The following is a 22,506-nucleotide window of genomic DNA, read 5'->3' as shown; positions in this document are numbered from 1 at the left end:
CTCAGGCGGCTACCGGCCGGCGCGGCGGCGCGTTCTTCACCTTCTGGGCGTACGTGTCGACGTACTCCCGGCCGGAGAGTTCCATCAGCTCGTACATGATCTCGTCGGTGACGGCGCGCTCGACGAACCGGTCACCGGCCAGGCCGGCGTAGCGGGAGAAGTCGAGCGGGGGGCCGAAGCGGATCCGGATCCGGCCCAGGTTGGGGATGATCTGCCCGGTCGGCTGGATGGCGTCGGAGTTGAGCATGGCCATCGGGACCACCGGGGCACCGCTCTCCAGGGCGAGCCGGGCCACCCCGGTCTTGCCCCGGTAGAGCCGGCCGTCGGGTGACCGGGTGCCCTCCGGATAGATGCCGGCGACGCCACCGGCGCGCAGCACCTCGAGCTGGGTGTCGAGTGCGGCCCGGGCGGCCTGCCCACCGGAGCGGTCGACCGGGATGGTGCCCGCGCCGACGAAGAACAGCTTGGTCAGCCATCCCTTCACGCCCCTGCCGGTGAAGTATTCGGCTTTCGCGATGAAGGTGACTTTTCGCTTGACGATCAGCGGGGTGAAGATCGAATCCGAGAAGGAGAGGTGGTTGCTGGCCAGGATCACCGGGCCGGTGGCCGGCACGTGCGCCAACCCCTCGACCTGCGGTCGGAAGACCAGCCGCAGCAACGGGCCGAGAATGATGTACTTCAGCAGCCAGTACAGCACCGGGGTCCTTCCGGATCAGGTGGTGACGCGGGGGAACGTCCGGGATGAGGGTACGAACCACGTACGCCGCGCCACAACGCACTCCCGGAACCGGGCCCCGACGTGTCAGGATTCATCGCCCGTCAGGTGTCCCGGCCGCTCCCCCGCCGTGTCCCGCAGTGCCCGGACGTGCGTCTCCGTCCCCGGCCGATCCCGGCTCGTACCTGTCCGTACCGGGCCGTCCCTGCCCGTTGAGTAGCAGCCGGATTAGCAACGGCCCGGCACGGCGAGCAGGTCAGCTCAGGCCCTGCCCGTAGAGGTCGAACCCGATCTTCGCCACCTGCGCCAGGTGCTGCAGGTTCGCCGGAGCGCCCTCCAACAGACCCTTCCCCCGGTCCAGCAGCGACCGCACCCAGGTCTTGTCCGGCTGCTCCTTCGCCGCCTCCTGCTCCAGCTCAGACGCGACCATCTCGTACCGGGGCTGCTGGTCCTCCGGCAACAGCCGGGCGAACTCCCGCAGCGCCTCCGCGAAGATGGCCAACACCTGGCCTTCGTTGGTGTTGGTCTGGGTCTGGGCGACGTCCCGGTTCGCCACCGCGAGCTGGCCCTTGTTGTCACCCAAGATCGTCACGTTCACGCCGGCACCGTCTCCCCGGTTCAGGTAGTCCACAACCCCTCCGTACTGCTCGATGCACTCGGTCCCGGCCGGCTCGATGGTCGGGATTTCGTCGGTCCCGCCCAGCAGCCGCCGCTCCCGCAGGAACTGGACCGCGCCGGCCAGGTCGGCCCCGCTGTACAGCTCCCCGCTGAACCAGCCGTACGGGCTGGTCACGATCTCGGCGATCTCGGTCGACTCGCCGTTGGCGTCCCGCTCGTACACCCATCGCAGGACCGCGTCCCGACAAGCGTTGCGGCGGGCGCGGTTGTCCCTCCGGCGCTCGATCCGCTGGGCGGCTTCGCGGTTCCCGGCGTCCGTCAAGCTGATGCGCCGGAGCATGCCGAACCGGCCCATCGCCTTGGCCTCCTTGACGAGGTCGTCCTGAACCAAGGCGTCCACTGCGACGTCACCCTGCGCCTCGACCATGGGCAGGAACTCCTGGTTGCCGGTCGACTCCACCAACTGGCTGATGGATGGCCACGCCCCCCGCTGCGACTTCTGCAGCACGAACAGCCAGTCGAGGAAAAACCCGGCGACAAGGTCGAATTCTGAACCGGTCACACCTCCCCGACCGCCTCCGCCGCCGCTTACGGCCCCCGTGCCGGCCGCCTCGGCCTGGATCGGGATCCGGACCGGGTGCTTCCGGGCCTCCCTCTCCAGCGTCCGCTGAATCTCCTTGAATACCCCTGGTTTGGGCTTGAACCCGCTTGCCATGTGGTCCCCCCGGATCACTAGCTGGAACATCTGGGGAACCACGCTAACGGGCGCAGCCGACATCCCAGCGACTGTCCAGATCGGAGTCATTTTCACGTTCATCAACCAGATCGGGGCCACCACCCTCCGCTAGACGATGGGCCGGGGTCGCCGGGACAAATGCCGTCCGACTTGCCGCAGACTCTGTGGCTCGGAGTACAGCGCCGCGTTGATCGCGCCGAACGCCACACCCGGGGCGCGCTTCGCCCGTTCGAGATCTCCGGCCACCCGGGCGATCAACGCCAACCGGCAGCGCACGTCGATCAACTCCCGCCGCGAGCACTGCAACGCGGTCTCCAGCCCCTTGACCCGTTCGCGCAGCCACTCCAACTCGGTTGCCTGGTCCACGGGCGGCTCCCTCCGGTCGGTGTTGAAGTGGGCGACCGCCCGCCGGGCCTCGGGTCCTCCACCGGACGGTCACCACAGGATTACTTTGGCCACTCGAACGGGTCTGCGCAAGTAGGTAGTCCTAAACCGGCAGTCCAGCCGCAAATACGGTCGCCGTGTGGGTGAGGTCCCGGGGCCGCTGGTCGGTCCGCACGAGCTGCAAGAGCTGCTCGGCGTGAGCCGAACCCGGATGCGCCAGCTCGTGCGCTACCCGACCTTCCCGCAACCGTTCCAGCGCCTGCACGGGATGACCGTCTGGCTGCGCGCCGACGTCGAGGCGTGGATCGCCGAACACAGGCCACCCCGCCCGATCGACGCAGACCCCAAGTAGCCGACCCGCCCTGAGAGCCTCTCCGCCGGCCCCAGCCAGCCAGCCCCGCCTACACCCCGCCCGCGCGCCGCGAGGCCGTCGGGAGCCACGGGAGACCCACGAGCGACCCCACGGGCCGCGCGGAGCGTCGCAGGCAGCCGCCAGACTGACCAGATGGAAGCAAGCACTCCCCTGTGGGTGCCGATCGTCGTAGCTGCGGTCGGCGTCAGCGGGACCGTCGCCGCCGCTTGGCTCACCCAGCGCGCCAGCAAGAAGCGAGAAGACGAGCGGTGGCGAAGAGAGCGTGAGGTCGACGAGATCCGCTGGCAACGTCAGCGGGCAGATCGGCTTCGCGAGCTGCGAATCAAGCTGTACGTGGACATGGCGGAGTATTCGCAGAACTTCGAGGCCACGCTGGATGCGGTCACCGACGAGCTTGGAAATACCAAATCCAAAGGACCCGACGACCTAATCCACCACGAGAAGCTCACCGCCCAGGTCAAGCTACTGGCACCGAAGGCCGTGCGGGATGCGTGGTACCAGCTACGCCGCTCTGAGGAGGATCTGCGCTGGGAACTGTACGAAGGCGACCCCAACCACACCCCCCAAGGCAGCCCTTACCTAGACGCCGACAGCCCTTTCATCATCGGCATCCAGCGTGACCTGGCCGAGCTGCAGTTCAACCTCCGCGCCGCGATGGCGGACCCCGATCTGGCGGAGTAGACCGTGAATACAGACCGGCTCCCACCTGCGGCCCGAGGTAGCCAGGTGGGAGCCGGAGTCCCTGCCGGTCAGTACGTCGTGTGCTGCGTACCCTCGACCGTCCGCGAGTGCGCCTCCCGGCCACGCGCATCCGCCGACTCCTGACGCGACCGCTCCCGGTCCAACGCCCGACCCGACGCCGCGACGTCCTCCGCCGGCCGCACCTGACCCATCGCCGTCGCCCTCGGCGACCTCTGGCCGCCCCGAACCACCTTGCCCACCGTCACCACTCCTCGTCGCTGTAGACGTCCTGGTCCAGCGGCCGGCTCCGCGCCGCCGCCTTCGTCACCCACGCCGGCCGTACGTCCTGCGGCCCGTGACTGGCACGCGGCTCCTTCGCCGCCACCTCCCGCGCCCACTCCCGGCCGTCGTCGCTGCTGCCGAGCACCTGCCGCATCGCCCGCTCGTTCGCCTCCAGCTCCCGCTCCAGGCTCCGGGTCGCCGTCGGAACCAGCCGCTCCATCGCCTGCTGCTGCTCGGCGATGTAACGCCGAGTCAGCTCCTCCTGCTCCCGTGGCGTCGGGACGTACTGACCCCTGCCCCTGCGCATCGCTCAGCCCTCCTGGACGTTCAGGGTCTGCTCGGCCAGGCACCGCAGCCGGCGCACCTCGGTCAGCTCACGGTCAAGCGCGGTGATCCGCAGCTCGACGTACTGGTCGGGGACCTCCCGCTCCTGGGCGCGGCGGTTCTCGCACTTCGGGTGCTGCAACTGCGCCATCTTCGCCTCGACCAGCCGGCGCATCTGCTGCGCGGTCGCCAGCTCGGCGGTCAGCTCCTGCTCCCGGGCGGTCGCCCAGTCCAGGGCGGCGGTCGCGTCGTCCTGCAAACTCATGCCTAGTCCTCACATCGAATGTGGTCCGGTGCCTGCGGGTGTTGCCCTGGGCATCCGTGGCGAGGAGCGCGGGTCGGGCGGGCTCGTGGAGCCGGGCCGGCCGCTGGTCTGGGCACGGTGTTTGCTGGTCGGGCGGGGTGGTCGGGTCGTCGTCGCTGCGGGACCTCGCTGGCCAGTGCTCGGTGCGGCAGCCGTCCGGGTCGACTCGACCGGATATCGAACGGGTGTGTCAATTCTACCAATTCGGACGTGCTCGCAGGATGGTCGGCCTGCCGGTCGCCGTCGCTACGTCACGTCGATTACGTCGAACCAGGGCCTGCGGCGGGGCCGGCGCTTCCGTGGGGTCTCCGTGCCCTCTCCCTTGCCCTCCGGGGCCACGGGAGCCGCCTGCCGGGGTTCAGGGCGGGGTCGGGCACCGAAAAGCTCCGAGGGGCCGTCGTCGTGCATCACCGCCCGGTGTCGTCGCTCCAACGCGGCAGCCTCCGCCGCCGCAGCTTCCGCCAACATCGCCGGCTCGTGCGCCGCCCGCAGCTCCGCCCGCCGCCGCTCGACCTCCCGCTCCGCCTCGGCCAGCAGCCCCGCCAGCTCCCGAGCCGCCCGCTTCCGCGACGCCTCGCTGCACGGCTTGCGCGGCTCCGCGAACGGCCCCGGGTCCGGACGGCCCTCCCGCACCGCCACGTCCCGCCGCGCCTCGTGTAGGAGCTTCGCCAAATCCCGCTCCTGCTCCCTGGCAGCCGCCCACCAATCGGCGCAGCGCGGCCCGCAGGCCCGGTGTGTGGCCCTACTGCCGGCCAGCGCGATCGGCACCTCGGCTCACCTCCAACTCGTTCCCGAACTCCACCGTCGCCACCACATGGGCCGGCACCCGCACCCCGAGCAGAGCCGCTCGGTCCCGCTCGCACTGCAACACGATCCCGAGGACCCGGGTCCGCTCGTTCACCGACAGGTCGGGGTTGGCGAGCAGCCGGTGCGCCTCCCGCAGGACCCCGTCGATCTGGTCTTCGACCCGCCGCCGGATCTGGTCGAAGGTCTCGCTTCCCATCCGGTGGAACGCCGCCGCCAGTCGCCTGGAGACAGTCCGCTCGTCGACGCCCAACTCCTTGGCGATGTCCTCCAGCCGCAGCCCCTTGCGGCGCATCTCCAGCGCTCGCAGTTCCTCCGCCGCGCGTTGCAACCGCGTCTTCCCCGCCACCAGACCCCTCCTCAAGATCAACTCCGGCGTCTAGGAAAACACACCGACCAGACAGGAGCCGGCACCCGCGACAGGCCCGGAGGCACCTTCCGAACCCCGCCGTGCGCCACCTCCTGGCACGTCCGACCGGGTCCGACCTGCGGCGGAGCGCCGTTGCTACGCCCCGGTGCTAACAGGAGCTGTTCTCCGGGCGGGTCTCGACGGCCACCGGCACCCGACCGGACGTCGACCGACAGGTCCACGGCTCCGGCAGCGAGTGGGATCCCGACGGCTCTATTCGGCGATCTTGGGTCGCTTCACTCCGGCGGCTTGGGCGATCTGGTCGATGTCGACGGTGGTTTGGAGGGGTGAGGGTTTCCAGCCGGTGTGTTCTTGGATGAAGCCGCCCTTGGTGCCGTGCGGTTGCCAGAGCTTGTCGACGACGGGCAGCCGGGTCCATTGGAGGCGTTCGCCGGTCTTGGGGTCGACGGGCCAGGTGTAGAAGCTGAGGAAGTCTTCGGGTTGCCGTCGGAGGTCTCGGCCGGTCCAGTCTCGGAAGGGTGCGGTTTCGCTGATGCCGGGGCCTTGGACTGACCAGTAAATGGTGACGGTGTATGGGGTTGGGCGTGGCCTGCGGGGGTGGTTGATGTACTGGTCGATCCAGCGGTCCCACAGGTCGGCAGCGGTGATCTCGTCGGGGGTCCAGTCGTCGGTGAGGGGGTCGCCGTCGAGTTCCCAGTACAGGTCGAGGGGTTCGGTCCGGCTGTAGCCGCTGCGGTGGGTGGCGAATTCCCATTCGCGGTCGGGGTCGTAGCTGGTGACCAATGTGTCGCTCGCTCTCTCGTGTCGGGTTGAGGTTGGCGCCGGGGGTTGTGCGGGGCTGCGTGGTTTCAGTGTTGCGTGAGTTGGGCGATCCGGTGGGTGGGGATGGCGTGGCGGTGGGTTGGGTGGTTGCGGGGTCGGCCGTCCCAGTCGTGTTGTTGGGCGTTGTGGAGGATGGCCCAGCCGGGGGTGAGTTCGTAGTTGGTGCAGGTCCACCTTTCGATGGCGGCGAGTTGGTACCGGCGGGCTCGGTAGCGGATGGTGAGTCGCTGGCGGGGTGGGGGTTGGGTCTTGACCATGGTTTGCCTTCCCTGGTTCGGGTCGTGGGGTCTGGGACGGGGGTCGTGGACGGCCTCGGGGTGGGCGTCCGCCCGTCTCGCAGATTGATCGCGGTAGGTGATTGAGCGCTATACGCGGAGTTCGGTGTAGGTGGGTGTAGTTCCCGAGACAGGCCCTACACGAGGCCCGGAAGCTCCGAAAGCTCCTTCCGGAACTACACCCACCTACACTGTGGCCGGTCAGAGGGGGTGCAGACCCCGCCGAGCTACCACCTGCACTCCGCGTGCTTCTTCTCGCCGTAGTCCATCGGCTCGCGGCACACGGGGCAGGTGGGTCGGTTCTCGTCCCCGCTCTCGTCCGCGAGCAGGACCAGCCCAACGACCACCCGGCCGCTGCCCCGACGTTTGTTCGGGAACCCCTCCCGGTCCAGCGCGGCCTTGAACTTCTGTTGGTCCATCGACGGCTCGCCGTTGACCTTGGTCCACTGCGTCCAACGTTCGTACAGGACCGAGATCTTCTCCGCGCCGGCCGTGGTTCGCATGCAGCACTCCTCCACGAACCGGCCGACCGCGTTGTTGTCGGCACGGACCTGCTCGGTCTTCTCCCGGACCGCCTCGGGTTCTTTCAGCCCGGTTTCGCGGTACAGCTTGTAGCCGAGCACCAACCAGGACAGGACCGCCGAGGACTCCTCGCGGAGCTTCCCCAACAGGTCGGGGTCGCGTTCGCCGGCCGGGATGACCACGTCGAACGGGACGACTTTGAGCCGTCGCCAGGCGGCGGGGTCGGTCCCGTCGACCTGCGGCGGGTGGTTGGTCGCCATCACAAGGGTGTGGCTGTACTCGAACTCGAACGACGGTTTGAACTTCCGTTCGGCTCGTCCTCGGGTCTCGCCGGTCAGCCGCTTGAGCATGGCGACGTTGAGCTGCGCCGCTTCGTTGGTCTCGGAGGTGATCGCGAACCGGACTCCAACCAGGTCGGCGAGAGCGAACTTGTCGACGAACCGGGTCTCGGCGAGCAGTTGGGGTTGGCAGATCCCGCCGTAGTCGCCGATCGCGTGGTGGATCAGCTCGATCAGGGTGCTTTTGCCGTTGGCTCCTTCTCCGGTGCACAGGATCAGCGCCTGTTCGAGGGGTGTGCCGTACATGGCCATCCCGAATGCTTTCTGGACGTAGTCGCGTACGTCGAGGTCGGGCAGGACCCGTTCGATGAAGGTGTTGAACCGGGTGCCGGCGTCGGCGAGGGCGGTCCGGTCGTATTCGGCTCGGGTGATCTTGGTGCACAGGTCTTGTGGGTTGTTGGGTTGGAGCTGGCCGGTGTCGAGGTTGAAGGTCCCGGTGGGGGTGTTGACCAGCGCGGGGTTGGCGTCGAGCTGCTCGATGTCTCGGTGGATCTCTTCCTGTCCGGAGGCGAGTCTCAGGACCCCGTTGGCTCCGTTGGCGCTTTCGGCGGTCTTGGCGTCGTCGTAGAGGTCTTTGCCGGGTCCGTGGACTCGGGGGTCTCCGAGGTCGACGGCTGCTTTCTTGGCGGCTCGGACGGTCCGGGCGACGAGGGGGTAGAGCTGGGCGTCGGTGACTTCTTTCCACCGTCGGCCGTCCCACTTGAGCCACCCGAGGGCGGGGACGTGGACGACCTGGTTGTTGTGCTCTCGGGCGAACCGGATGGCCATCCGCATGTGGCCTCGGTGTTCCAGCTCGTGGTTGCGCTTGAGCAGGTCGAGCCGGTTTTGCTGCAGGTCGGTCAACGGCGCCACAGCGTGTGGCAGGTTGTGTGTTGCGGTTTTGATCAGCTCGGTGACGCTGCCACCGGCCGCGAGGTAGTCGTCCAGGCCGGTCTTGCTGCCGTCGCCGGCCGGGACGATCAGATACGCGGGTTTGGCCCTCTTGAGTTCGAGCCTGCTGTAGAGCCTGCCGGCGGCTTCCCGGACTGCCCTCTTGGTGTAGGCGTCGCTGTCGAACGCGATGTAGACGGTGCGACCGTCGAGGTTGACGTCTGCCCACTGGGGCAACGCGCCGTGGCGGTCCTGCCAGTTGTCGACCCCGGACAGGGCGATGCAGGGGATCCCGTGGGCCGCTGCGGCGTCGCCCTTCTTGACGCCTTCGGTGATCCACAGGGGGACGTCGGGTTGGACGAGCTTGTCGGCCTGGCTGGGGTGGATGTCCATGACGATGGCTCGGCCGGTAGGGCTGACGTACTTCGGTCGTTTCTTGCCGGTCTTGGTCTCGCCGGGCAGGTCGGGGCGGTACTGGTACCCGACGATCTCTCCGCCGGTCCACCGCATGGGGATGAGCAGCCCAGGGGTGCGCTTCTCTTTCTCGAACCCGCCGCCGCTGACGTGCCGCTGGAGTTGGGCTCGGCTGTCGATGCTGACGTACCCGCGTGCCGCTGCGATGGCGGGCGGTACGGCGCTTTCGCGCAGCATCTGTTGGTGGTTGTCGAAGATGGACATCGGATAGCTGTCCTGAATGTCCGCCATGGTCGTTTCCGCTGGTAGAATGGGCGGTGCCTCGTCCGAGGTCCTGTTGGTGATGAACGGGTGTGGGGTTGCCCCCAGGTGGTCGCCTTCCGTGGTGGCGGTTTCCTGGGGGCTTCTCTGTACCTGACTCACGGGGCACCGCCGTCCGTGGCCTCGGTGGGCTCTCCGAGGGCCTGGAGCAGTGCGGCGCGGGTGACGACCAGCCGGCGGCCGAGCCGCAGGACGGGGCACGGGAACGCACCTTGGCGGGCGAGGTCGTACGACAGGTTGCGGCCGAGTCCGAAGCAGCTTCCTGCGGTCGGGACGAGGTCGACGGTGACGGGGTACGCCCGGACCTGCTCGATGGTGGGGACGTTGACGGTCACGCGGCCACCGCCTCGAACAGGTCGTCCATCGGGCAGTAGAGGACGGTCGCCAGGTCAGGCAGCCGGTGGTTGGCCGGCGTCTTCCGCCCGTTTTCCCAGTCGCACACGGTGGCGGGGGCGACGTTGAGCACCTCAGCGAGCTTCTTCTGGCTGACGCCGAGTTGGGTGCGGCGGGCGCGGAGGGCGTGCGGCGAGAATCGCCTTCTGGTCATGAGAGTTCTCCCGGTGTCGGGAGCGCACGGCCGAGCCTCCGCCCGGGGTGGGCGGTTGGTCTCGGCAGTGCCGTCCCTCTACGCGGGGCGTCTCGCTGGCAACGCCGTCTCCGGCGCTCCCTCGGGCCGTAGCCGTTGGGCCTGTGCTTCTCCCCGAAGGGTCCTCTGGGCCACTGTCGCTCTTTTGCGGCTCCAAGCTAACCGCATCGATTAACTCTCGGGCAATGTGACGCTTGCCCCACACACCGCGTGTTGAGAGTTCCACGTGAAACAGCAAGGCTTCCCCTCGCTGCCCAGCGAATCCAATGCATCCGGATCAGCACAGGATTGTGTCCGGATGTGATCCGGTGGTGGGATTTTCTGTGGGACCCCTCGTTCCCTACCCACCCTGGGGAACGAGGGGTTCCGCAAATCGAACCCTATTCGAGGAGCACCCGAATTGGACCCCACCCCTAAGAACGACGCCAAAGTGTGGCTTCTGATGCCCACCCCTATGAAGGCCAACCTGGAGCAGGCCGCCCGGCAGGACCGCCGGCCGGTCAACTTCCTGATCCGCGAGGCCATCACCGAGTACCTCAACCGCCGCGACCAGGAGCCCGCAAGATGAGCCAGGAACCATCCGACGGCCTCGCCGAGCGGGTCGCAGACGCGCTTGTGGTGCGGCGCAGTCTGCACGAGCCGTACCCACCGGAAGCGCAGATTGAGCAAGGGCGTTATTGCCTGTCTCGATTCAGTGCCGGCGAAGCGGTCGGGAAGATCGCCCGGGATGCTGGTCTTGCTGAGCGCACCGTCAAAAAGCGGATTGCCCAAGCAGCAGATCCAGATTGGCAACCCAGCCTTGATCAGCCGAGTTGGCGGTACAGCACCGAGCAGAGAAAAGAGCAGGCGGATAAGTGCCTCGCGCTGCGACGCGACGGAATGACTATCGCCAGCATTGCAAAGGACGTCGGAATCGACCGAACCACCGTCTGGAAGCGAATCAATCAGGCGCTGCGCGACGAGCGATGAGAGCGGCCCCGAGCCGGTGCTGCACACACCCGCCCGGGGCCTTGACCGCCTAACGAGGAGGCGACCCGTGGCTAAGGAAACCACAACCAACTACCCCGTCCCCCACCACGACCCCGACCACCGGCTGTCCTTCGGGCTGCTGGTCGACCTGCGGACCGCCCTACTGCGGCACGGATACCCCGAACTGACCAGCGCAGACCTCGACGACCTGCGGACCGCCGTCCGCGTCTTCGTCTACGGCCCCCGACCCGACCCGCAGGAATACGAACGCGAAGAAGACACCCCGACCGGGCAGCCGCTGCCTCCCGGCGTCCACGGCACCGCGATCAACACCCGCGACAAGAGGAGGAACCAGCGGTGAACCGGCCGTACATCTACCGAGGCCAGCAGGTCCCCGGCGTGTTCCAGCGCTGCAACTCCGCCTGCCCCGCCGGTAAGTGCACCGTCCACACCTGGTCGTTCCACCTGGTGCTGCCGGCCGGACCGGACGGCCGACGGCCCCAGGTCACCAAGGGGGGATTCGCCAGCGGCCAGGAAGCGAAGAAGGCACGCGAAGACGCCGCGACCGCCGCCCGCAGCGGGAAGGTCAGCAGCAAACCCGGATTGACCTTCGCCGACTGGTCCGAGCAGTGGCTGGCCGGCAAGACCGCGCTCGGGAAGCTCCGCCCGTCGACCGCCCGAGCCCACCGGGACGCCCTTCGGCTGCACCTGGTGCCGCAGCTCGGCCGGTACAAGTTGAAAGACCTCACCCCAGCCCACCTGGAGAAGGCGTACGCGGCGATCGTCCGGGACCGTCAGGCGCAGATCGAGCGGGCCGCCCGGACCGGTGGGACGGCACCCCGGCCGCTCTCCCCGTCCAGCGTCCACCGGATGCACGCGATCGTGGCGAGCTGCCTCGGCAGCGCCGAGAAGAACAACCTCGTACCTCGCAACGTCGCCCGGTTGGTGGAACTGCCCAGCGGGGCGGAGAAGAAAACCGCATGTTGGACCCCCGAGCAGGGCCAGCAGTTCCTGGACTGGCTCGGCCAACGCGGCGACCGGCTCCACCCGCTGATCCACCTGGCGATCTACACCGGGCTGCGGCGCGGTGAGCTACTGGCGCTCGGCTGGGCGGACGTCGACCTAGACGGCGGGACGCTGCGGGTGTGGCGGCAGCGGACGGTGGTCGCCGGGCAGGTCGCGGTCATCGAGCAGCCGAAGACCGCAGCCGGTGACCGCCTGGTGCCGCTCGCGCCGGAGACGGTCGCGGTGCTGCGGCAGTGGCGGGCGCAGCAGAACCGGGACCGGCTGGCGTGGGGGCCGGCGTGGGCGGACGGCGGTTGGGTGTTCACCCACGAGGACGGGAAGCCGCTGTTCCCGGACACGGTCGGGCGGGTGTTCCGGAGGTTGGCCGACCAGGCGGGGTTGCCTCGGCTGCGGTTCCACGACCTGCGGCACACGTTCGCCTCAACTGGGTTGGACGTCGGGGTGCAGATGGCCGCCCTGTCGAAGGTCATGGGTCACACCAACCCGAACTTCACGGCGAAGCAGTACGGCCACCTGTCCGCCGGGCAGCATCGGATCGTGGTCGAGGCGATCGCCAAGCGCCTGAGCAGCGCCACCGGCTGATGTTCCTGTTAGCAAAGGATTAGCAAAAACCGACATAGAGGCCCTGTCGCGACCTGCGACAGGGCCTCTGACTTCGTACGCCGCGCCACAACGCACTCCCGGAACCGGGCCCCGACGTGTCAGGATTCAGGGCACGACGTCAGGCCGCGGTGAAGGGGGTGTCCGGTGTCAGGGGGCGGGCCTCGCCGAGGGCGGCGGGACAACGGGCTCGACGCGGCCGAGTACGCGGTCGCGGGCGACGTCGATCCGCGCGTCGGCGAACATCTGCTCGACGTGCTGGCCGCCGGCGGCATCGCCGCCTACCTCCAGCCCTCCGCCGACCTGAACCCGGTGACCCGCACCACCACGGTCCCGGCCCGCCCGGTCGACCGGCTCTACGTCGACCGGTTCCACCTGACCACCGCCCGCGACTACCTCACCCAGCTCGCCGACGAGGGCGGCACCGAACAGCCGCGCGCCGACGAGCCGGACATCGAGGCCGAGTGGGCCAAGATCGTGGCCGGGTTCCACAGCGCGCCGAGCGCCGGCAGTCACCCCTGGCCGGCCGCCGAGGACGTCGACGACCCGGCCACGCCGGGCGGCGGCCCCACCGGCCGCACCGAGGAGCCGTCCGGTCCGACCGCCACCGACATCCGCCGGCTGCCCTACGCGGCGGACGTCTCCGGCATCTCGGTCAGCCGCGACCGGCACGACGAGCCCTCCCTGCTGGACGGCCTGGACACGTTCGGCGCCGGCCTGCCGGACGACGCGTCGGAGGAGGAGCACTACACCCCGCCCCCGCCGCCCCCGCTGCCCCGCTTCTCGAAATACGCGGTGCTGGGCGTGCTCAGCATCGTGCTCGGCTTCCTGCTGTTCCTGTCCCCCACCGTGATGTCGCTGGTCGACCCGAAGGTGGTGACGCTGCTCGGGTTCACCGGCATCCTGGCCGGGTTCGTGATGCTCGTCTGGCGGCTGCGCCCGGGCGACCGGGACGACCACGACCCGGACGACGGCGCCGTCGTCTGAGTGCCGTCCGGGCGCCGTGCCCGGATCGCGGGACGCCGCACGCCCTGGGTCGTACGTGTAACAGGGGTGTAACTTACGGTCAGTAGGAATACCGCTGCACGTCACGTCCCGCACCGGCTGTCCGGTTTGCGCTTGATCCGGTCGCCGGTACCCCTGCTGAGCGGATTGCCTGAGATGCGACAGAGCCCCCTCGTGGTGGTGGCCAACCGCCTCCCCATCGACGACAGTGTGGCGCCGGACGGCGCCTTCGAGTGGCGCCGCAGCCCCGGCGGCCTGGTGAGCGCCCTGCACCCGCTGCTCCGGCACACGCCCGCCACCTGGGTGGGCTGGGCCGGTGGCACCGGCCCGGCACCCGAGCTGCCCGACGTGGACGGCGTCCGGATGCGCACCGTCCCGCTGAGCGCCGAGGATTTCCGCGACCACTACGAGGGCTTCGCCAACGCCACCCTCTGGCCGCTCTACCACGACGCCGTCGAGCAGCCGGAATACCACCGCCGCTGGTGGGAGGCGTACCAGCGGGTCAACCAACGGTTCGCCGAGGCCGCCGCCGAGGCGGCCGAGCCGGGCGGCCTGGTCTGGGTGCAGGACTACCACCTCCAGCTGGTGCCCGGCCTGCTCCGCGCGCTCCGCCCCGACCTGCGGATCGGGTTCTTCCTGCACGTGCCGTTCCCGCCGCCGGAGCTGTTCATGCAGCTCCCCCGCCGCTCCGAGCTGCTGCGCGGGATGCTCGGCGCCGACCTGATCGGCTTCCAGCGGGCCCAGGCCGCGCACAACTTCGCCCAGCTCGCCGCGAAGGTGCTCGGCCTGTCCGCGACCGACCGGCGGATCGGGGTGGACGACCGGGTGGTGCGCATCGGCGCCTTCCCGGTCGCCATCGACACCGCCGAGATGTCCGCGCTCGCCGCCCGGCCCGAGGTCGCCGACCGGGCCCGCCGGCTCCGGCAGGACCTCGGCCAGCCGGAGAAGGTGATCCTCAGCGTCGACCGGATGGACTACACCAAGGGCATCGAGCAGCGACTCAAGGCCTACCGCGAGCTGCTGGCCAGCGGCGACGTCAAGGTCCGGGACACCGTGCTGGTGCAGGTGGCGGTGCCCAGCCGGGACCGGGTCGGGCAGTACCAGATCCTGCGCGACCGGGTGGAGCACCAGGTGGGCCGGATCAACGGCGAGTTCGGCCGGGTCGGCGAGCCCGCGATCCACTACCTCAGTCAGCCCTTCGACCGGGCCGAGCTGGTCGCGCTGTACCGGGTCGCCGACGTGATGGCGGTGACCCCGCTGCGCGACGGGATGAACCTGGTCGCCAAGGAATACGTGGCCGCCCGCGTCGACGGCACGGGCGCGTTGCTGCTCAGCGAGTTCGCCGGGGCAGCCGCCGAGCTGGAGCAGGCGTACCTGGTCAACCCGCACGACCTGGACGGCCTGAAGCAGGGGCTGCTCGCCGCGCTGCGGGCCGGCCCGGAGGACGTGGCGGCCCGGATGCGCGCGATGCGGGAGCACCTGGCGCACAACGACATCCACGCCTGGGCGGCGTCCTACCTGAGCGCGCTCGAGGAGAGCGGGTCGCTGGTCGGCCGCCGGCCCGCCGCGCGTTGAGCCGGCACCCGGCGCTCACCCGGAGGTGGGCGCCGGGTCCTTGTCCAACCAGTCCAGGATCGCGTCGATCGGCTCCCGCCAGCGGGCGTCGAGCATCAGGTCGTGGCCCATGCCGGGGAAGAGCAGCGGCGCCGAGGCGTACCGGCGGGCCGCCCTGGTCAGCGCGGTCGCCGGCAGGATGCGGTCGTCGGGGCTGCCCAGCACCAGCATCGCCGGCCGGCCCACCGCCGGCTCCGGCTGCCGGCCGGTGAGCAGCTGCCACTGCGCGCGGCGGCCGGCCCGACCCAGCCGGGCGACGTGCCGGCGGGCGTCCGCGTCGGGCAGCTCCCGGCTGAACAGCTGCCGCCGGTTGAGCCGCAGGCCGGCGCCGAAGACCGCCGGCAGGGTGCCGGCCGGGTTGCGACGCAACGCCGTGCCGAACGTCGCCCAGCCGCCGAGCACCGGCGCCACCAGCACCGCGGCCCGCGCCGGGTAGCGGGCCAGCGCGTGGGTCACCACCCGGGCGCCGGCGCCGTGCCCCACCAGCACCGCCTGCCGCGGCAGGCTCGCCGCCACCTGCACCACGTCATGGGTGTACGCGCGCAGCGTGGCCTCCGGCGCCGGCTCGCTGCCGCCGTGCCCGCGCAGGCTCACCGCGTACGCCGGGAAACCGCGACCGGCGGCGTGGCCGAGCCAGTGCTCGGCGAACGCCCACGCGCCGTGCCCGAAGCCGGGCACGAAGAGCAGCGGCGGCTTGGCCTCGTCCTGCTCCGGCACGGCGGCCAGCACCTCGCGGCGCACCGGCCGCTCCGGCCGGGCCCACTCCCAGCCCCGGACCACCCGCACCCGCTCGCTGGTCATTTGTCGCCCTCCAGCTCGTGCAGCGCCTTCTGCAGCGCGCGCAGGTAGTCGGCGTGCCCGACCTCGAACCAGTGCCGGGTGCTGTCCTTGACCTTCGCCGAGTAGCGCTCGCCGAGGCCGGCGCGGACCCGACGGTCGAACGCGGCGACCCGCTCCGGTCGGGTGGCGCGCAGCGTGAGCAGCCGGGCGAAGAGCACGCTCTGCCAGTGCGAGATGGTGAAGATGCCGGAGTCCGGCTGGACCAGGCCGACCACGGCCAGCGTGGGAAGGCCGGCGCTGAACGCGTTCAGCCAGAGCCGGGGTTTCCCGGAGCCGTCCTCGTCGCCGAGCACCCGGCCCTGCATGAACTCGAAGCGCGGCAGGTAGCCGGTGGCGAAGACGACAAGCTCCGGGTCGATCCGCCGGCCGTCGGTCAGCTCGACGCTGCGGTCGTGGAACCGGGCCACGTCCGGCATCGGGGTGATCTCGCCGTGCCCGACGTAGTAGACGAGCTGGCTGTTGGCGATCGGGTGCGTCTCGTAGACCCGGTGGTCGGGCTTGGGGAGGCCGAACCGGGTCAGGTCGCCGACGGTCAGCCGCAGCGTCCAGTGGTAGAGCCACTGCCGCACCCGCAGCGGCACCCGCAGCGCCAGCAGCGTGTCGTTGACCTGGTCCGCCGGGCGGCCGAGGACGTACTTCGGGGCGTACCAGTAGCCGCGCCGGGTGGAGTGCCAGCAGTGCGACGCCTGCTGGGCCGCCTCGACCGCGATGTCGCAGCCGGTGTTTCCGGCGCCGACCACCAGCACCCGCTTGCCGCGCAACTGGGCCGGGTCCTTGTAGGACGAGGCGTGCATGACCTCGCCACGGAACTCCGCCAGGCCCTCGTACCGGGGCAGCTTCGGCGACCAGTTGTGGCCGTTGGCGAGCACCACGGCGGCGTACCGGGAGGTGCGTTCCGGTCCGTAGCCGCCGGTGCTGCGGGTGGTCACGTCCCACCGGTCGCCCTCGACCGGCTCGACCCGGACCACCTCGGTGCCGAACCAGACGTGCTGGCGCAGGTCGAAGTGGTCGGCGTAGCGCTCGAAGTAGGAGAGCAGCTGGCTGTGGTGCGGGTAGTCCGGCCAGTCGTCGGGCATCGGGAAGTCCGGGAACTGGGTGAACGGCCGGGACGAGATGAGGTGGGTGCTGGCGTACACCGGGCTGCGGTCGTGCCGCCAGTTCCACGCCCCGCCGACGCCTGTCTCCCGCTCGTAGCAGTCGACGCCGAAGCCGGCCTCGCGGAGGTTCTTCACGGCGGTCAGCCCGCTGGCGCCGGCGCCGATGACGCAGACCGTGTCGCCCCGGTCGGAGACCGGCCGGTCGTCCCGGCCGGGGGCGGCCGCGGCGGCCGGGTCGGGGCGGCCGGTATCGGTGGAGGAGGGCACCGGGAAATTCTCCTTTTGTGCGGCACGCATGCCGGTCGGTGCGAAATCCTGCCGAGAATGCCCGCCGTTGTCCAGCCACCCCGAAACGCCGTCCGGGTTTCGGCACGGCACTGCCTCGCGACCAGCCTGACGCACGGTAACCACGGGTTACTCACCCAGCGTGAGGGTGAGGCCGCGCGGTGGGCATACCTCGTCCGCGCCTTTGCTCTGCAGCCACCGACGCAGCACGGCCATGAGCTGCGCAAGCCCGCGCGCCCCCGCGCGTCGGGTGTCGCCGCCACCATCACGTCGGGTGACTGCTGCGCATGTGGCTGCAGAGCAAAGGCACCGACGGGCGACGCCTCCCGCCCGCCGGTGCGTCACGCTCCGTCGCGGCGTTCGGCGTCACCTCCGGCCTCACACGCGCGCCACCCCACGCCGCACCGCCCGTGCCGCACGCCCGCAAGGCACCCGCCCGCGACGCACCGTCCGTGCCACACGCCCGCGAGGCACCGCCCGCGCCGTCGCCGACGGCCGGCGCGGGCGCCCGTCCGGCCCTCGCGGGCCGTGGCCCCGGGGGCGGTCAGCCGGCGGCCGGCAGCAGCAGGTCGACCAGGACCGGGAAGTGGTCGCTGGCCCGGCGGGTCCGCGGCGTGTCGACCACGTCGTAGTCGACCACCGTGATCCGCTTGTCGACGAAGAGCGCGTCGATGCGGCGTCGCGGGTCGGCGCAGGAGAACGTGTGCCGGTCGGCCCGGTCGGCGGCCACCGCGGTGTCGGTCAACCCCTCGGCCACGGTCCGCCAGGCCGGCCCGTCCGGCCCCTCGTTGAGGTCCGCTCCGGCCACCACCGGCAGCGGGGACGCGGCCAGTTCCCGCTTGAACGCCGCCGCCTGGGTGGGCCGCTCCGCCGGATCGGTGGACAGGTGCGAGCCGGCGAGCAGGAAGTCGACGCCGCCCACCCGGCACCGCGCGTACGCGGCGCCGCGCAGGTGCCGCCCCGGGGTCAGCGGGTATCGCTCGCACCGGGTGTCGGTGACCCGCACCCGCAGGCTGGTCAGCAGCACGTTGCCCAGCGACGGCAGGCCGCCGGCGGCCACCACCAGGCCGAACGAGTCGGCCAGCGTGGCGCACTTCTGCCGCCACCGGAACCGGCGCGGCCCCTCCTGCACGATCACCACGTCCGGCGCGGCCTCCCGGACCACCTCGCCCAGCGCGGCCGTGTCGTCGCGCTGCGAGTGGACGTTGTACGACAGCACCCGCAGCGGCACCCCCGGGCCCGGCACGTCAGATCCGCCGAGCCAGGTCGGCGGCGCCGATCACGCCGGCGGTGTTGCCCAACTCGGCCGGGCGCACCTCGGCCACGGGCAGGCGACTGCGTTGGGCCAGCGCATCGGTGAACGACCGCCGGGTCGGGCCGAGCAGCAGGTCACCAGCGTCGATCACGCCACCGCCGACCACCAGCACCTGCGGGTCGAGGATCTGCGCCATGTCGGCGAGGCTGGTGCCGAGCCAGCGGCCCACCTGGGCGAACGCCTCGGTGGAGACCGGGTCGCCGCCCTTGGCCGCGGCGGTCACCATCGGACCGGTGATCGCCTCGGCCTCGCCGTCGGCCAGCTCCAGCAGCGCGGTGGCCCGGTGCGGTTCCTGCCGGGCGGCGGCGCGGGCGAAGCGGACCAGCGCGCTGCCGCTGGCGTACTGCTCGATGCAGCCGAGTCGGCCGCAGCCGCACTGGTGGCCGTCCGGCACGGTGAGCATGTGCCCCAGCTCGGCGGCGATGCCGTTGGCGCCGCGGACCAGCTCACCGCCGAGCACGATGCCGCCGCCGACGCCGGTGCCGATGGTGAACATGACCATCGAGTCGTCGGCGTCGCGGGCCGCGCCGTAGCGGAACTCCGCCCAGGCGGCCACGTTCCCGTCGTTCTCCACGATCACCGGCAGGCCGGTGGCGTTGCCGACGTACTCGCGCAGCGGCTCGTCCCGCCAGGCCAGGTTGGGGGCGAAGAGCACGGTGGAGCGAGAGGCGTCGATCCAGCCCGCCGCGCCGACGCCGACGGCCTCCACGGTACGGCCGGCGGACAGCTCGGTGACCACCTCGATGATGACGTCGCGGGTCTTGGCCACGTCGTCGGCGGGGGTGTCCCGTCGCGTCTGCACGAGTACCGCGCCGGTGTCGTCCACGACACCGCCGGCCACCTTCGTGCCACCGACGTCGACTCCGATGGTCAGCGTCACCGCTGCCACTCCCCTCTGCTGTGCTCCCCCGGCACCGGCCGAACCGGCCGTGCGCTCCCGGGATGTCCGGTGGTCAGGCCCCGTCGCCTGGTGCGTCCGCGCCCGCCTCGCCGGGCGCCCGCGAGGCGGGCACCACTGGACTGCCGGCCGGCGGCCGGCTCGCCGCCGGCGCGTCCGGCCCGGCGGCGTCGACGGGCGGTTCCGAGGCACCCGGATCGGCCGCGCCCTCCCCCCGGGTGGCGGCGGCCCACACGTCCTGCTCGGGTGCCGGCTGAGAATCATGCCCGGTACGGGTGGCCTCGCGCCACACGTGGTCGGCGGACCCGGCCGGCGGCGGATCGGCCGGGCCGGTCGGCGCGGCCGGGCCGGTCGTCTCCGTCGGCCCGGCCGGTGGGCCCGACGTGGACGGCGCGAACGCGCGCAACATGCTGGCCACACCGGCTGCCAGGTCACCGGCGCCGGTGGCGAGCCGCTCGGCGAATTCCGGACTCGGGTCACGCAACGCCGCGATACCGCGGCAGAGCGGACAGACGCAGCATTCCGGCGAGCCGGTGGCGAAACCGGTACGGGCGTCGCCCGGGCTGTGACCGAGGACACCCGAGAGGATCCCGTCGAGCGGACCGCGGCCCGCTCCGGACGAGGCGGCGGCGAGCCGCGCGGTGGCCAGCAACGTGACGACGAGGCGCTCGGCCTCTTCCCGGGCCGAACCCGGATCGGTGGTGCCCATGGTTCGGCTCCTCAAGCGTGACGACCGGGACGGCGATCGGGATCAGTCTGCCGCACCGGGTGTCTCTACCCGGCGCTTGAGCTGCTTCAACGCCGCATCCATGATCATTTTCTCGGCCTTGCGACGGAACATGCCGAGCATCGCCACCGACAGCTCCACCTCCAGCGTGTAGGTCACCGTGGTGGTCCCGTCCGGGTTCTCGACCAGGTCGTACGACCCGCGCTGGGACCGCTGCATCCGTGACGGCGCGGTCAGGTGCCACTCGATCCGGGAGATGTCCTCGGCGTACTCGTAGGCCAGCACGTACTCGTCGGCCAGCACGCCCGCGTCCAGCGTGAACCGGACCTGGCTGGCGTAGCCGTCCTCGTACTCCTCGACCACCTCGGCGTGCCGTACCGCCTCGGTCCACTCCGGGTAGCGGGGGAAGTCGCAGATGACCGCCGCCACCCGGTCCGGTGACGCGCCGATGATGATCGACTGGGTGGAGGAGTCCGCCATGGGGGGAGGCTACCCGGCCGCCCGGCCAGGCGGGCGGGTAGGTTTCGACTGAGCCGACCAGGCCGGCCCCCGCCGGTGCGAGCACGAGGGAGTGCAGGTGCGCGAGTTCTCCGTTCCGCCGATCGTCACCGTCGGCGACGCGGCAAACCTGACCGACCCGGTCTGGGACAACGCCGAGGTCGCCCCGGACGCCGTGCAGTTCGTCCGGATCCCCGGCGACGCCGGCCCGGCGGCCCGGGTCGAGGTGACCTGCCGGCAGTTCCGCGACGAGGTGGTCGCGGTGGCCCGGGGCCTGGTCGCGGCCGGCGTCTCCCCCGGTGACCGGGTCGCGCTGATGAGCCGCACCCGCTACGAGTGGACCCTGTTCGACTACGCGATCTGGGCCGCCGGCGCGGTGACCGTGCCGATCTACGAGACCTCCAGCGCCGAGCAGGCCGCCTGGATCCTCGGCGACTCCGGCGCGGTGGCCGTGGTGGTGGAGAGCACCGCCCACGCGACACTGGTCGCCGGCGTCCGGGACCGGCTGCCCGAGCTGCGCGAGGTCTGGCAGATCGAGCTGGACGCGGTGGACGAGCTGGTCGCCGCCGGCACCTCGGTGGACCCGGCCGAGGTCGAGGCGCGCCGCTCGATGCGCACGGCCGACGACGTCGCCACGATCATCTACACCAGCGGCACCACCGGCCGGCCGAAGGGCTGCGTGCTGACCCACCGCAACATCTACGCCGACATCGCCAACGCGGTGCCGGTGCTGCCGAACCTGTTCCGCGAGGGCGCCTCGACCCTGCTGTTCCTGCCGCTGGCGCACGCGTTCGCCCGGCTCATCCAGGTCGGCGTGGTGCAGGCCCGGGCCACCATGGCGCACTGCGCGGACACCAGCAACCTGGTCGGTGAGCTGCAGGACTTCAAGCCGACGTTCGTGCTCTCCGTACCCCGGGTGTTCGAGAAGGTCTACAACGGCGCGCGGCAGAAGGCCGAGGCCGACGGCAAGGGCAAGATCTTCGACCGGGCGGAGAAGGTCGCCATCGCCTGGAGCGAGGCCCAGGAGACCCCCGGCGGTCCGGGCCTGGCGCTGCGCGCCCAGCACGCCCTCTTCGACCGGCTGGTCTACGGCAAGCTGCGCGCGGCGATGGGTGGCCGGTGCCGCGACGCCATCTCCGGCGGTGCGCCGCTCGGCGCCCGGCTCGGGCACTTCTTCCGCGGTGTCGGGGTGACCATCTGCGAGGGGTACGGCCTCACCGAGACCTCGCCGGCCGCCGCCGCGAACCTGCCCACCGGCACCCGGATCGGCACTGTCGGCCGCCCGCTTCCCGGCGTCACCGTCCGGATCGACGACGACGGCGAGGTCCTGATCTCCGGCGACATCGTCTTCCAGGGCTACTGGCACAACGAGGCGGCCACCGCCGAGGCGCTCACCACCGACGGCTGGTTCCGCACCGGCGACCTGGGCCAGCTCGACGAGGACGGCTACCTCAGCATCACCGGCCGGAAGAAGGAGATCATCGTGACCGCCGGCGGCAAGAACGTCGCCCCGGCGGTGCTGGAGGACCAGGTCCGGGCGCACCCCCTGATCAGCCAGTGTGTGGTCGTCGGCGACCGCCAGCCGTTCATCGCGGCGCTGGTCACCGTGGACGAGGAGGCGCTGCCGAAGTGGCTGGCCGGGCACGGGCGCCCGGAGACCACCAGCGTGGCCGAGCTGCGCGACGACGAGGCGCTGCGGGCCGAGGTACAGGCCGCGGTCGACCAGGCCAACCTGTCCGTCTCCAAGGCCGAGGCGATCAAGGTGTTCCGGATCCTGCCGCAGGACTTCACCGAGGCGACCGGCGAGTTGACCCCGTCGCTGAAGGTCAAGCGACAGGTCGTGCACAAGACGTACGCCACGGAGATCGCGGAGATCTACCAGCGCTGACTACC

Annotated in this window: 27 protein-coding genes; 9 read left to right on the top strand and 18 right to left on the bottom strand. The window is 70.9% G+C overall.

From position 1 onward, the window contains the following. Position 1: 1 nt before the first annotated feature. From GA0070213_RS07345 to GA0070213_RS07335, 3 genes are all read right to left on the bottom strand, one after another. On the bottom strand, positions 2-697 hold the full coding sequence (locus tag GA0070213_RS07345; protein WP_091059432.1) for a lysophospholipid acyltransferase family protein: 696 nt from the start codon (positions 695-697) through the stop codon (positions 2-4). 274 nt (positions 698-971) lie between these two features. Continuing rightward, entirely contained in the window at positions 972-2,078 is a 1,107-nt protein-coding gene (locus tag GA0070213_RS07340) for a hypothetical protein (RefSeq protein WP_139128641.1), read from the bottom strand. Positions 2,079-2,177: 99 nt separating this feature from the next. Then, positions 2,178-2,435 carry a hypothetical protein gene (locus GA0070213_RS07335; RefSeq protein ID WP_091059425.1) on the bottom strand — a complete coding sequence of 86 codons (258 nt, stop codon included), beginning with the start codon at positions 2,433-2,435 and terminating at the stop codon, positions 2,178-2,180. A gap of 157 nt (positions 2,436-2,592) precedes the next feature. On the opposite strand from GA0070213_RS07335, the gene GA0070213_RS07330 reads away from it, so the two are divergent. Further along, positions 2,593-2,805 carry a helix-turn-helix transcriptional regulator gene (locus GA0070213_RS07330; protein WP_091059422.1) on the top strand — a complete coding sequence of 71 codons (213 nt, stop codon included), beginning with the start codon at positions 2,593-2,595 and terminating at the stop codon, positions 2,803-2,805. A gap of 153 nt (positions 2,806-2,958) precedes the next feature. Continuing rightward, the gene (locus GA0070213_RS07325; protein ID WP_139128640.1) at positions 2,959-3,507 is read left to right on the top strand and encodes a hypothetical protein; all 549 of its coding nucleotides are present in this window, start codon (positions 2,959-2,961) and stop codon (positions 3,505-3,507) included. Between the two features lie 262 nt (positions 3,508-3,769). Here the strand turns inward: GA0070213_RS07325 and GA0070213_RS07315 are convergent, their stop codons facing one another. From GA0070213_RS07315 to GA0070213_RS07280, 9 genes are all read right to left on the bottom strand, one after another. Then, positions 3,770-4,096: a hypothetical protein gene (locus GA0070213_RS07315; RefSeq protein WP_091059414.1), complete on the bottom strand. Its 327-nt coding sequence runs from the start codon at positions 4,094-4,096 to the stop codon at positions 3,770-3,772. 3 nt (positions 4,097-4,099) lie between these two features. Beyond that, entirely contained in the window at positions 4,100-4,378 is a 279-nt protein-coding gene (locus tag GA0070213_RS07310) for a hypothetical protein (protein WP_091059411.1), read from the bottom strand. Between the two features lie 285 nt (positions 4,379-4,663). Next, on the bottom strand, positions 4,664-5,089 hold the full coding sequence (locus GA0070213_RS31440; protein WP_175441227.1) for a hypothetical protein: 426 nt from the start codon (positions 5,087-5,089) through the stop codon (positions 4,664-4,666). A 70-nt stretch (positions 5,090-5,159) separates the two neighbouring features. Then, on the bottom strand, positions 5,160-5,570 hold the full coding sequence (locus GA0070213_RS07300; RefSeq protein WP_091059404.1) for a helix-turn-helix domain-containing protein: 411 nt from the start codon (positions 5,568-5,570) through the stop codon (positions 5,160-5,162). A 273-nt stretch (positions 5,571-5,843) separates the two neighbouring features. Beyond that, positions 5,844-6,374 (bottom strand): hypothetical protein, encoded by a 531-nt coding sequence (locus GA0070213_RS07295; protein ID WP_091059402.1) that lies wholly within the window; start codon positions 6,372-6,374, stop codon positions 5,844-5,846. Positions 6,375-6,439: 65 nt separating this feature from the next. Beyond that, the gene (locus tag GA0070213_RS31040; protein WP_139128638.1) at positions 6,440-6,670 is read right to left on the bottom strand and encodes a hypothetical protein; all 231 of its coding nucleotides are present in this window, start codon (positions 6,668-6,670) and stop codon (positions 6,440-6,442) included. A 245-nt stretch (positions 6,671-6,915) separates the two neighbouring features. Continuing rightward, entirely contained in the window at positions 6,916-9,123 is a 2,208-nt protein-coding gene (locus GA0070213_RS07290) for a phage/plasmid primase, P4 family (RefSeq protein ID WP_091059399.1), read from the bottom strand. Positions 9,124-9,251: 128 nt separating this feature from the next. After that, positions 9,252-9,488, bottom strand: a complete 237-nt coding sequence (locus GA0070213_RS07285) for a DNA-binding protein (protein ID WP_245716294.1) — start codon at positions 9,486-9,488, stop codon at positions 9,252-9,254. Beyond that, positions 9,485-9,700 (bottom strand): helix-turn-helix transcriptional regulator, encoded by a 216-nt coding sequence (locus tag GA0070213_RS07280; protein WP_091059391.1) that lies wholly within the window; start codon positions 9,698-9,700, stop codon positions 9,485-9,487. The genes GA0070213_RS07285 and GA0070213_RS07280 overlap by 4 nt, the downstream gene beginning before the upstream one ends. Positions 9,701-10,181: 481 nt before the next feature. Here GA0070213_RS07280 and GA0070213_RS31820 point away from each other — a divergent pair, with 481 nt between their 5' ends. The 6 genes from GA0070213_RS31820 (at position 10,182) to GA0070213_RS07260 (ending at position 14,914) form a co-directional block, all read left to right on the top strand. Then, positions 10,182-10,307 (top strand): ribbon-helix-helix domain-containing protein, encoded by a 126-nt coding sequence (locus tag GA0070213_RS31820; protein WP_217628595.1) that lies wholly within the window; start codon positions 10,182-10,184, stop codon positions 10,305-10,307. After that, entirely contained in the window at positions 10,304-10,708 is a 405-nt protein-coding gene (locus GA0070213_RS31035; protein WP_139128637.1) for a helix-turn-helix domain-containing protein, read from the top strand. Before GA0070213_RS31820 ends, GA0070213_RS31035 begins: the two co-directional genes overlap by 4 nt. Positions 10,709-10,775: 67 nt before the next feature. After that, the gene (locus tag GA0070213_RS07275) at positions 10,776-11,069 is read left to right on the top strand and encodes a hypothetical protein (protein ID WP_091059388.1); all 294 of its coding nucleotides are present in this window, start codon (positions 10,776-10,778) and stop codon (positions 11,067-11,069) included. Next, positions 11,066-12,316: a tyrosine-type recombinase/integrase gene (locus GA0070213_RS07270; protein ID WP_091059384.1), complete on the top strand. Its 1,251-nt coding sequence runs from the start codon at positions 11,066-11,068 to the stop codon at positions 12,314-12,316. The genes GA0070213_RS07275 and GA0070213_RS07270 overlap by 4 nt, the downstream gene beginning before the upstream one ends. Positions 12,317-12,481: 165 nt before the next feature. Beyond that, complete coding sequence (locus GA0070213_RS07265) at positions 12,482-13,321, top strand: DUF308 domain-containing protein (RefSeq protein ID WP_091059382.1); 840 nt, start codon at positions 12,482-12,484, stop codon at positions 13,319-13,321. A 174-nt stretch (positions 13,322-13,495) separates the two neighbouring features. Next, the gene (locus GA0070213_RS07260) at positions 13,496-14,914 is read left to right on the top strand and encodes an alpha,alpha-trehalose-phosphate synthase (UDP-forming) (protein ID WP_091059379.1); all 1,419 of its coding nucleotides are present in this window, start codon (positions 13,496-13,498) and stop codon (positions 14,912-14,914) included. 15 nt (positions 14,915-14,929) lie between these two features. Here GA0070213_RS07260 and GA0070213_RS07255 read toward each other — a convergent pair whose 3' ends face one another. The 6 genes from GA0070213_RS07255 to GA0070213_RS07230 all read right to left on the bottom strand — a co-directional run bounded on the left by GA0070213_RS07255 (position 14,930) and on the right by GA0070213_RS07230 (position 20,595). Further along, on the bottom strand, positions 14,930-15,754 hold the full coding sequence (locus GA0070213_RS07255) for an alpha/beta hydrolase (RefSeq protein ID WP_091059375.1): 825 nt from the start codon (positions 15,752-15,754) through the stop codon (positions 14,930-14,932). Further along, positions 15,751-17,157 (bottom strand): flavin-containing monooxygenase, encoded by a 1,407-nt coding sequence (locus GA0070213_RS07250; protein ID WP_091059372.1) that lies wholly within the window; start codon positions 17,155-17,157, stop codon positions 15,751-15,753. The genes GA0070213_RS07255 and GA0070213_RS07250 overlap by 4 nt, the downstream gene beginning before the upstream one ends. 562 nt (positions 17,158-17,719) lie before the next feature. Further along, positions 17,720-18,421: an endonuclease/exonuclease/phosphatase family protein gene (locus tag GA0070213_RS07245; RefSeq protein ID WP_091059368.1), complete on the bottom strand. Its 702-nt coding sequence runs from the start codon at positions 18,419-18,421 to the stop codon at positions 17,720-17,722. A gap of 1 nt (position 18,422) precedes the next feature. After that, on the bottom strand, positions 18,423-19,370 hold the full coding sequence (locus GA0070213_RS07240; RefSeq protein ID WP_091059365.1) for an ROK family glucokinase: 948 nt from the start codon (positions 19,368-19,370) through the stop codon (positions 18,423-18,425). Between the two features lie 73 nt (positions 19,371-19,443). Next, on the bottom strand, positions 19,444-20,097 hold the full coding sequence (locus GA0070213_RS07235) for a hypothetical protein (RefSeq protein WP_091059363.1): 654 nt from the start codon (positions 20,095-20,097) through the stop codon (positions 19,444-19,446). 42 nt (positions 20,098-20,139) lie between these two features. Next, entirely contained in the window at positions 20,140-20,595 is a 456-nt protein-coding gene (locus GA0070213_RS07230; protein ID WP_091059360.1) for an SRPBCC family protein, read from the bottom strand. Positions 20,596-20,692: 97 nt separating this feature from the next. On the opposite strand from GA0070213_RS07230, the gene GA0070213_RS07225 reads away from it, so the two are divergent. Then, positions 20,693-22,501, top strand: coding sequence for an AMP-dependent synthetase/ligase (locus GA0070213_RS07225; protein ID WP_091060133.1), 1,809 nt, complete (start codon positions 20,693-20,695; stop codon positions 22,499-22,501). Positions 22,502-22,506 lie beyond the last annotated feature (5 nt).

Source organism: Micromonospora humi (genome assembly GCF_900090105.1).
GTDB classification, from domain to species: Bacteria; Actinomycetota; Actinomycetes; order Mycobacteriales; family Micromonosporaceae; genus Micromonospora; species Micromonospora humi.
This window is presented reverse-complemented; position numbering and strand designations above follow the sequence as displayed.

Excerpts from the sequence above, each read along its gene's own strand:
- GA0070213_RS07340 (WP_139128641.1), bottom strand. The coding sequence starts at position 2,078 with ATGTTCCAGCTAGTGATCCGGGGGGACCACATGGCAAGCGGGTTCAAG.
- GA0070213_RS07325 (WP_139128640.1), top strand. The coding sequence starts at position 2,959 with ATGGAAGCAAGCACTCCCCTGTGGGTGCCGATCGTCGTAGCTGCGGTC.
- GA0070213_RS07315 (WP_091059414.1), bottom strand. The coding sequence starts at position 4,096 with ATGCGCAGGGGCAGGGGTCAGTACGTCCCGACGCCACGGGAGCAGGAG.
- GA0070213_RS07310 (WP_091059411.1), bottom strand. The coding sequence starts at position 4,378 with ATGAGTTTGCAGGACGACGCGACCGCCGCCCTGGACTGGGCGACCGCC.
- GA0070213_RS31040 (WP_139128638.1), bottom strand. The coding sequence starts at position 6,670 with ATGGTCAAGACCCAACCCCCACCCCGCCAGCGACTCACCATCCGCTAC.
- GA0070213_RS07290 (WP_091059399.1), bottom strand. The coding sequence starts at position 9,123 with ATGGCGGACATTCAGGACAGCTATCCGATGTCCATCTTCGACAACCAC.
- GA0070213_RS07280 (WP_091059391.1), bottom strand. The coding sequence starts at position 9,700 with ATGACCAGAAGGCGATTCTCGCCGCACGCCCTCCGCGCCCGCCGCACC.
- GA0070213_RS31820 (WP_217628595.1), top strand. The coding sequence starts at position 10,182 with ATGCCCACCCCTATGAAGGCCAACCTGGAGCAGGCCGCCCGGCAGGAC.
- GA0070213_RS31035 (WP_139128637.1), top strand. The coding sequence starts at position 10,304 with ATGAGCCAGGAACCATCCGACGGCCTCGCCGAGCGGGTCGCAGACGCG.
- GA0070213_RS07260 (WP_091059379.1), top strand. The coding sequence starts at position 13,496 with ATGCGACAGAGCCCCCTCGTGGTGGTGGCCAACCGCCTCCCCATCGAC.
- GA0070213_RS07255 (WP_091059375.1), bottom strand. The coding sequence starts at position 15,754 with ATGACCAGCGAGCGGGTGCGGGTGGTCCGGGGCTGGGAGTGGGCCCGG.
- GA0070213_RS07235 (WP_091059363.1), bottom strand. The coding sequence starts at position 20,097 with ATGGGCACCACCGATCCGGGTTCGGCCCGGGAAGAGGCCGAGCGCCTC.
- GA0070213_RS07230 (WP_091059360.1), bottom strand. The coding sequence starts at position 20,595 with ATGGCGGACTCCTCCACCCAGTCGATCATCATCGGCGCGTCACCGGAC.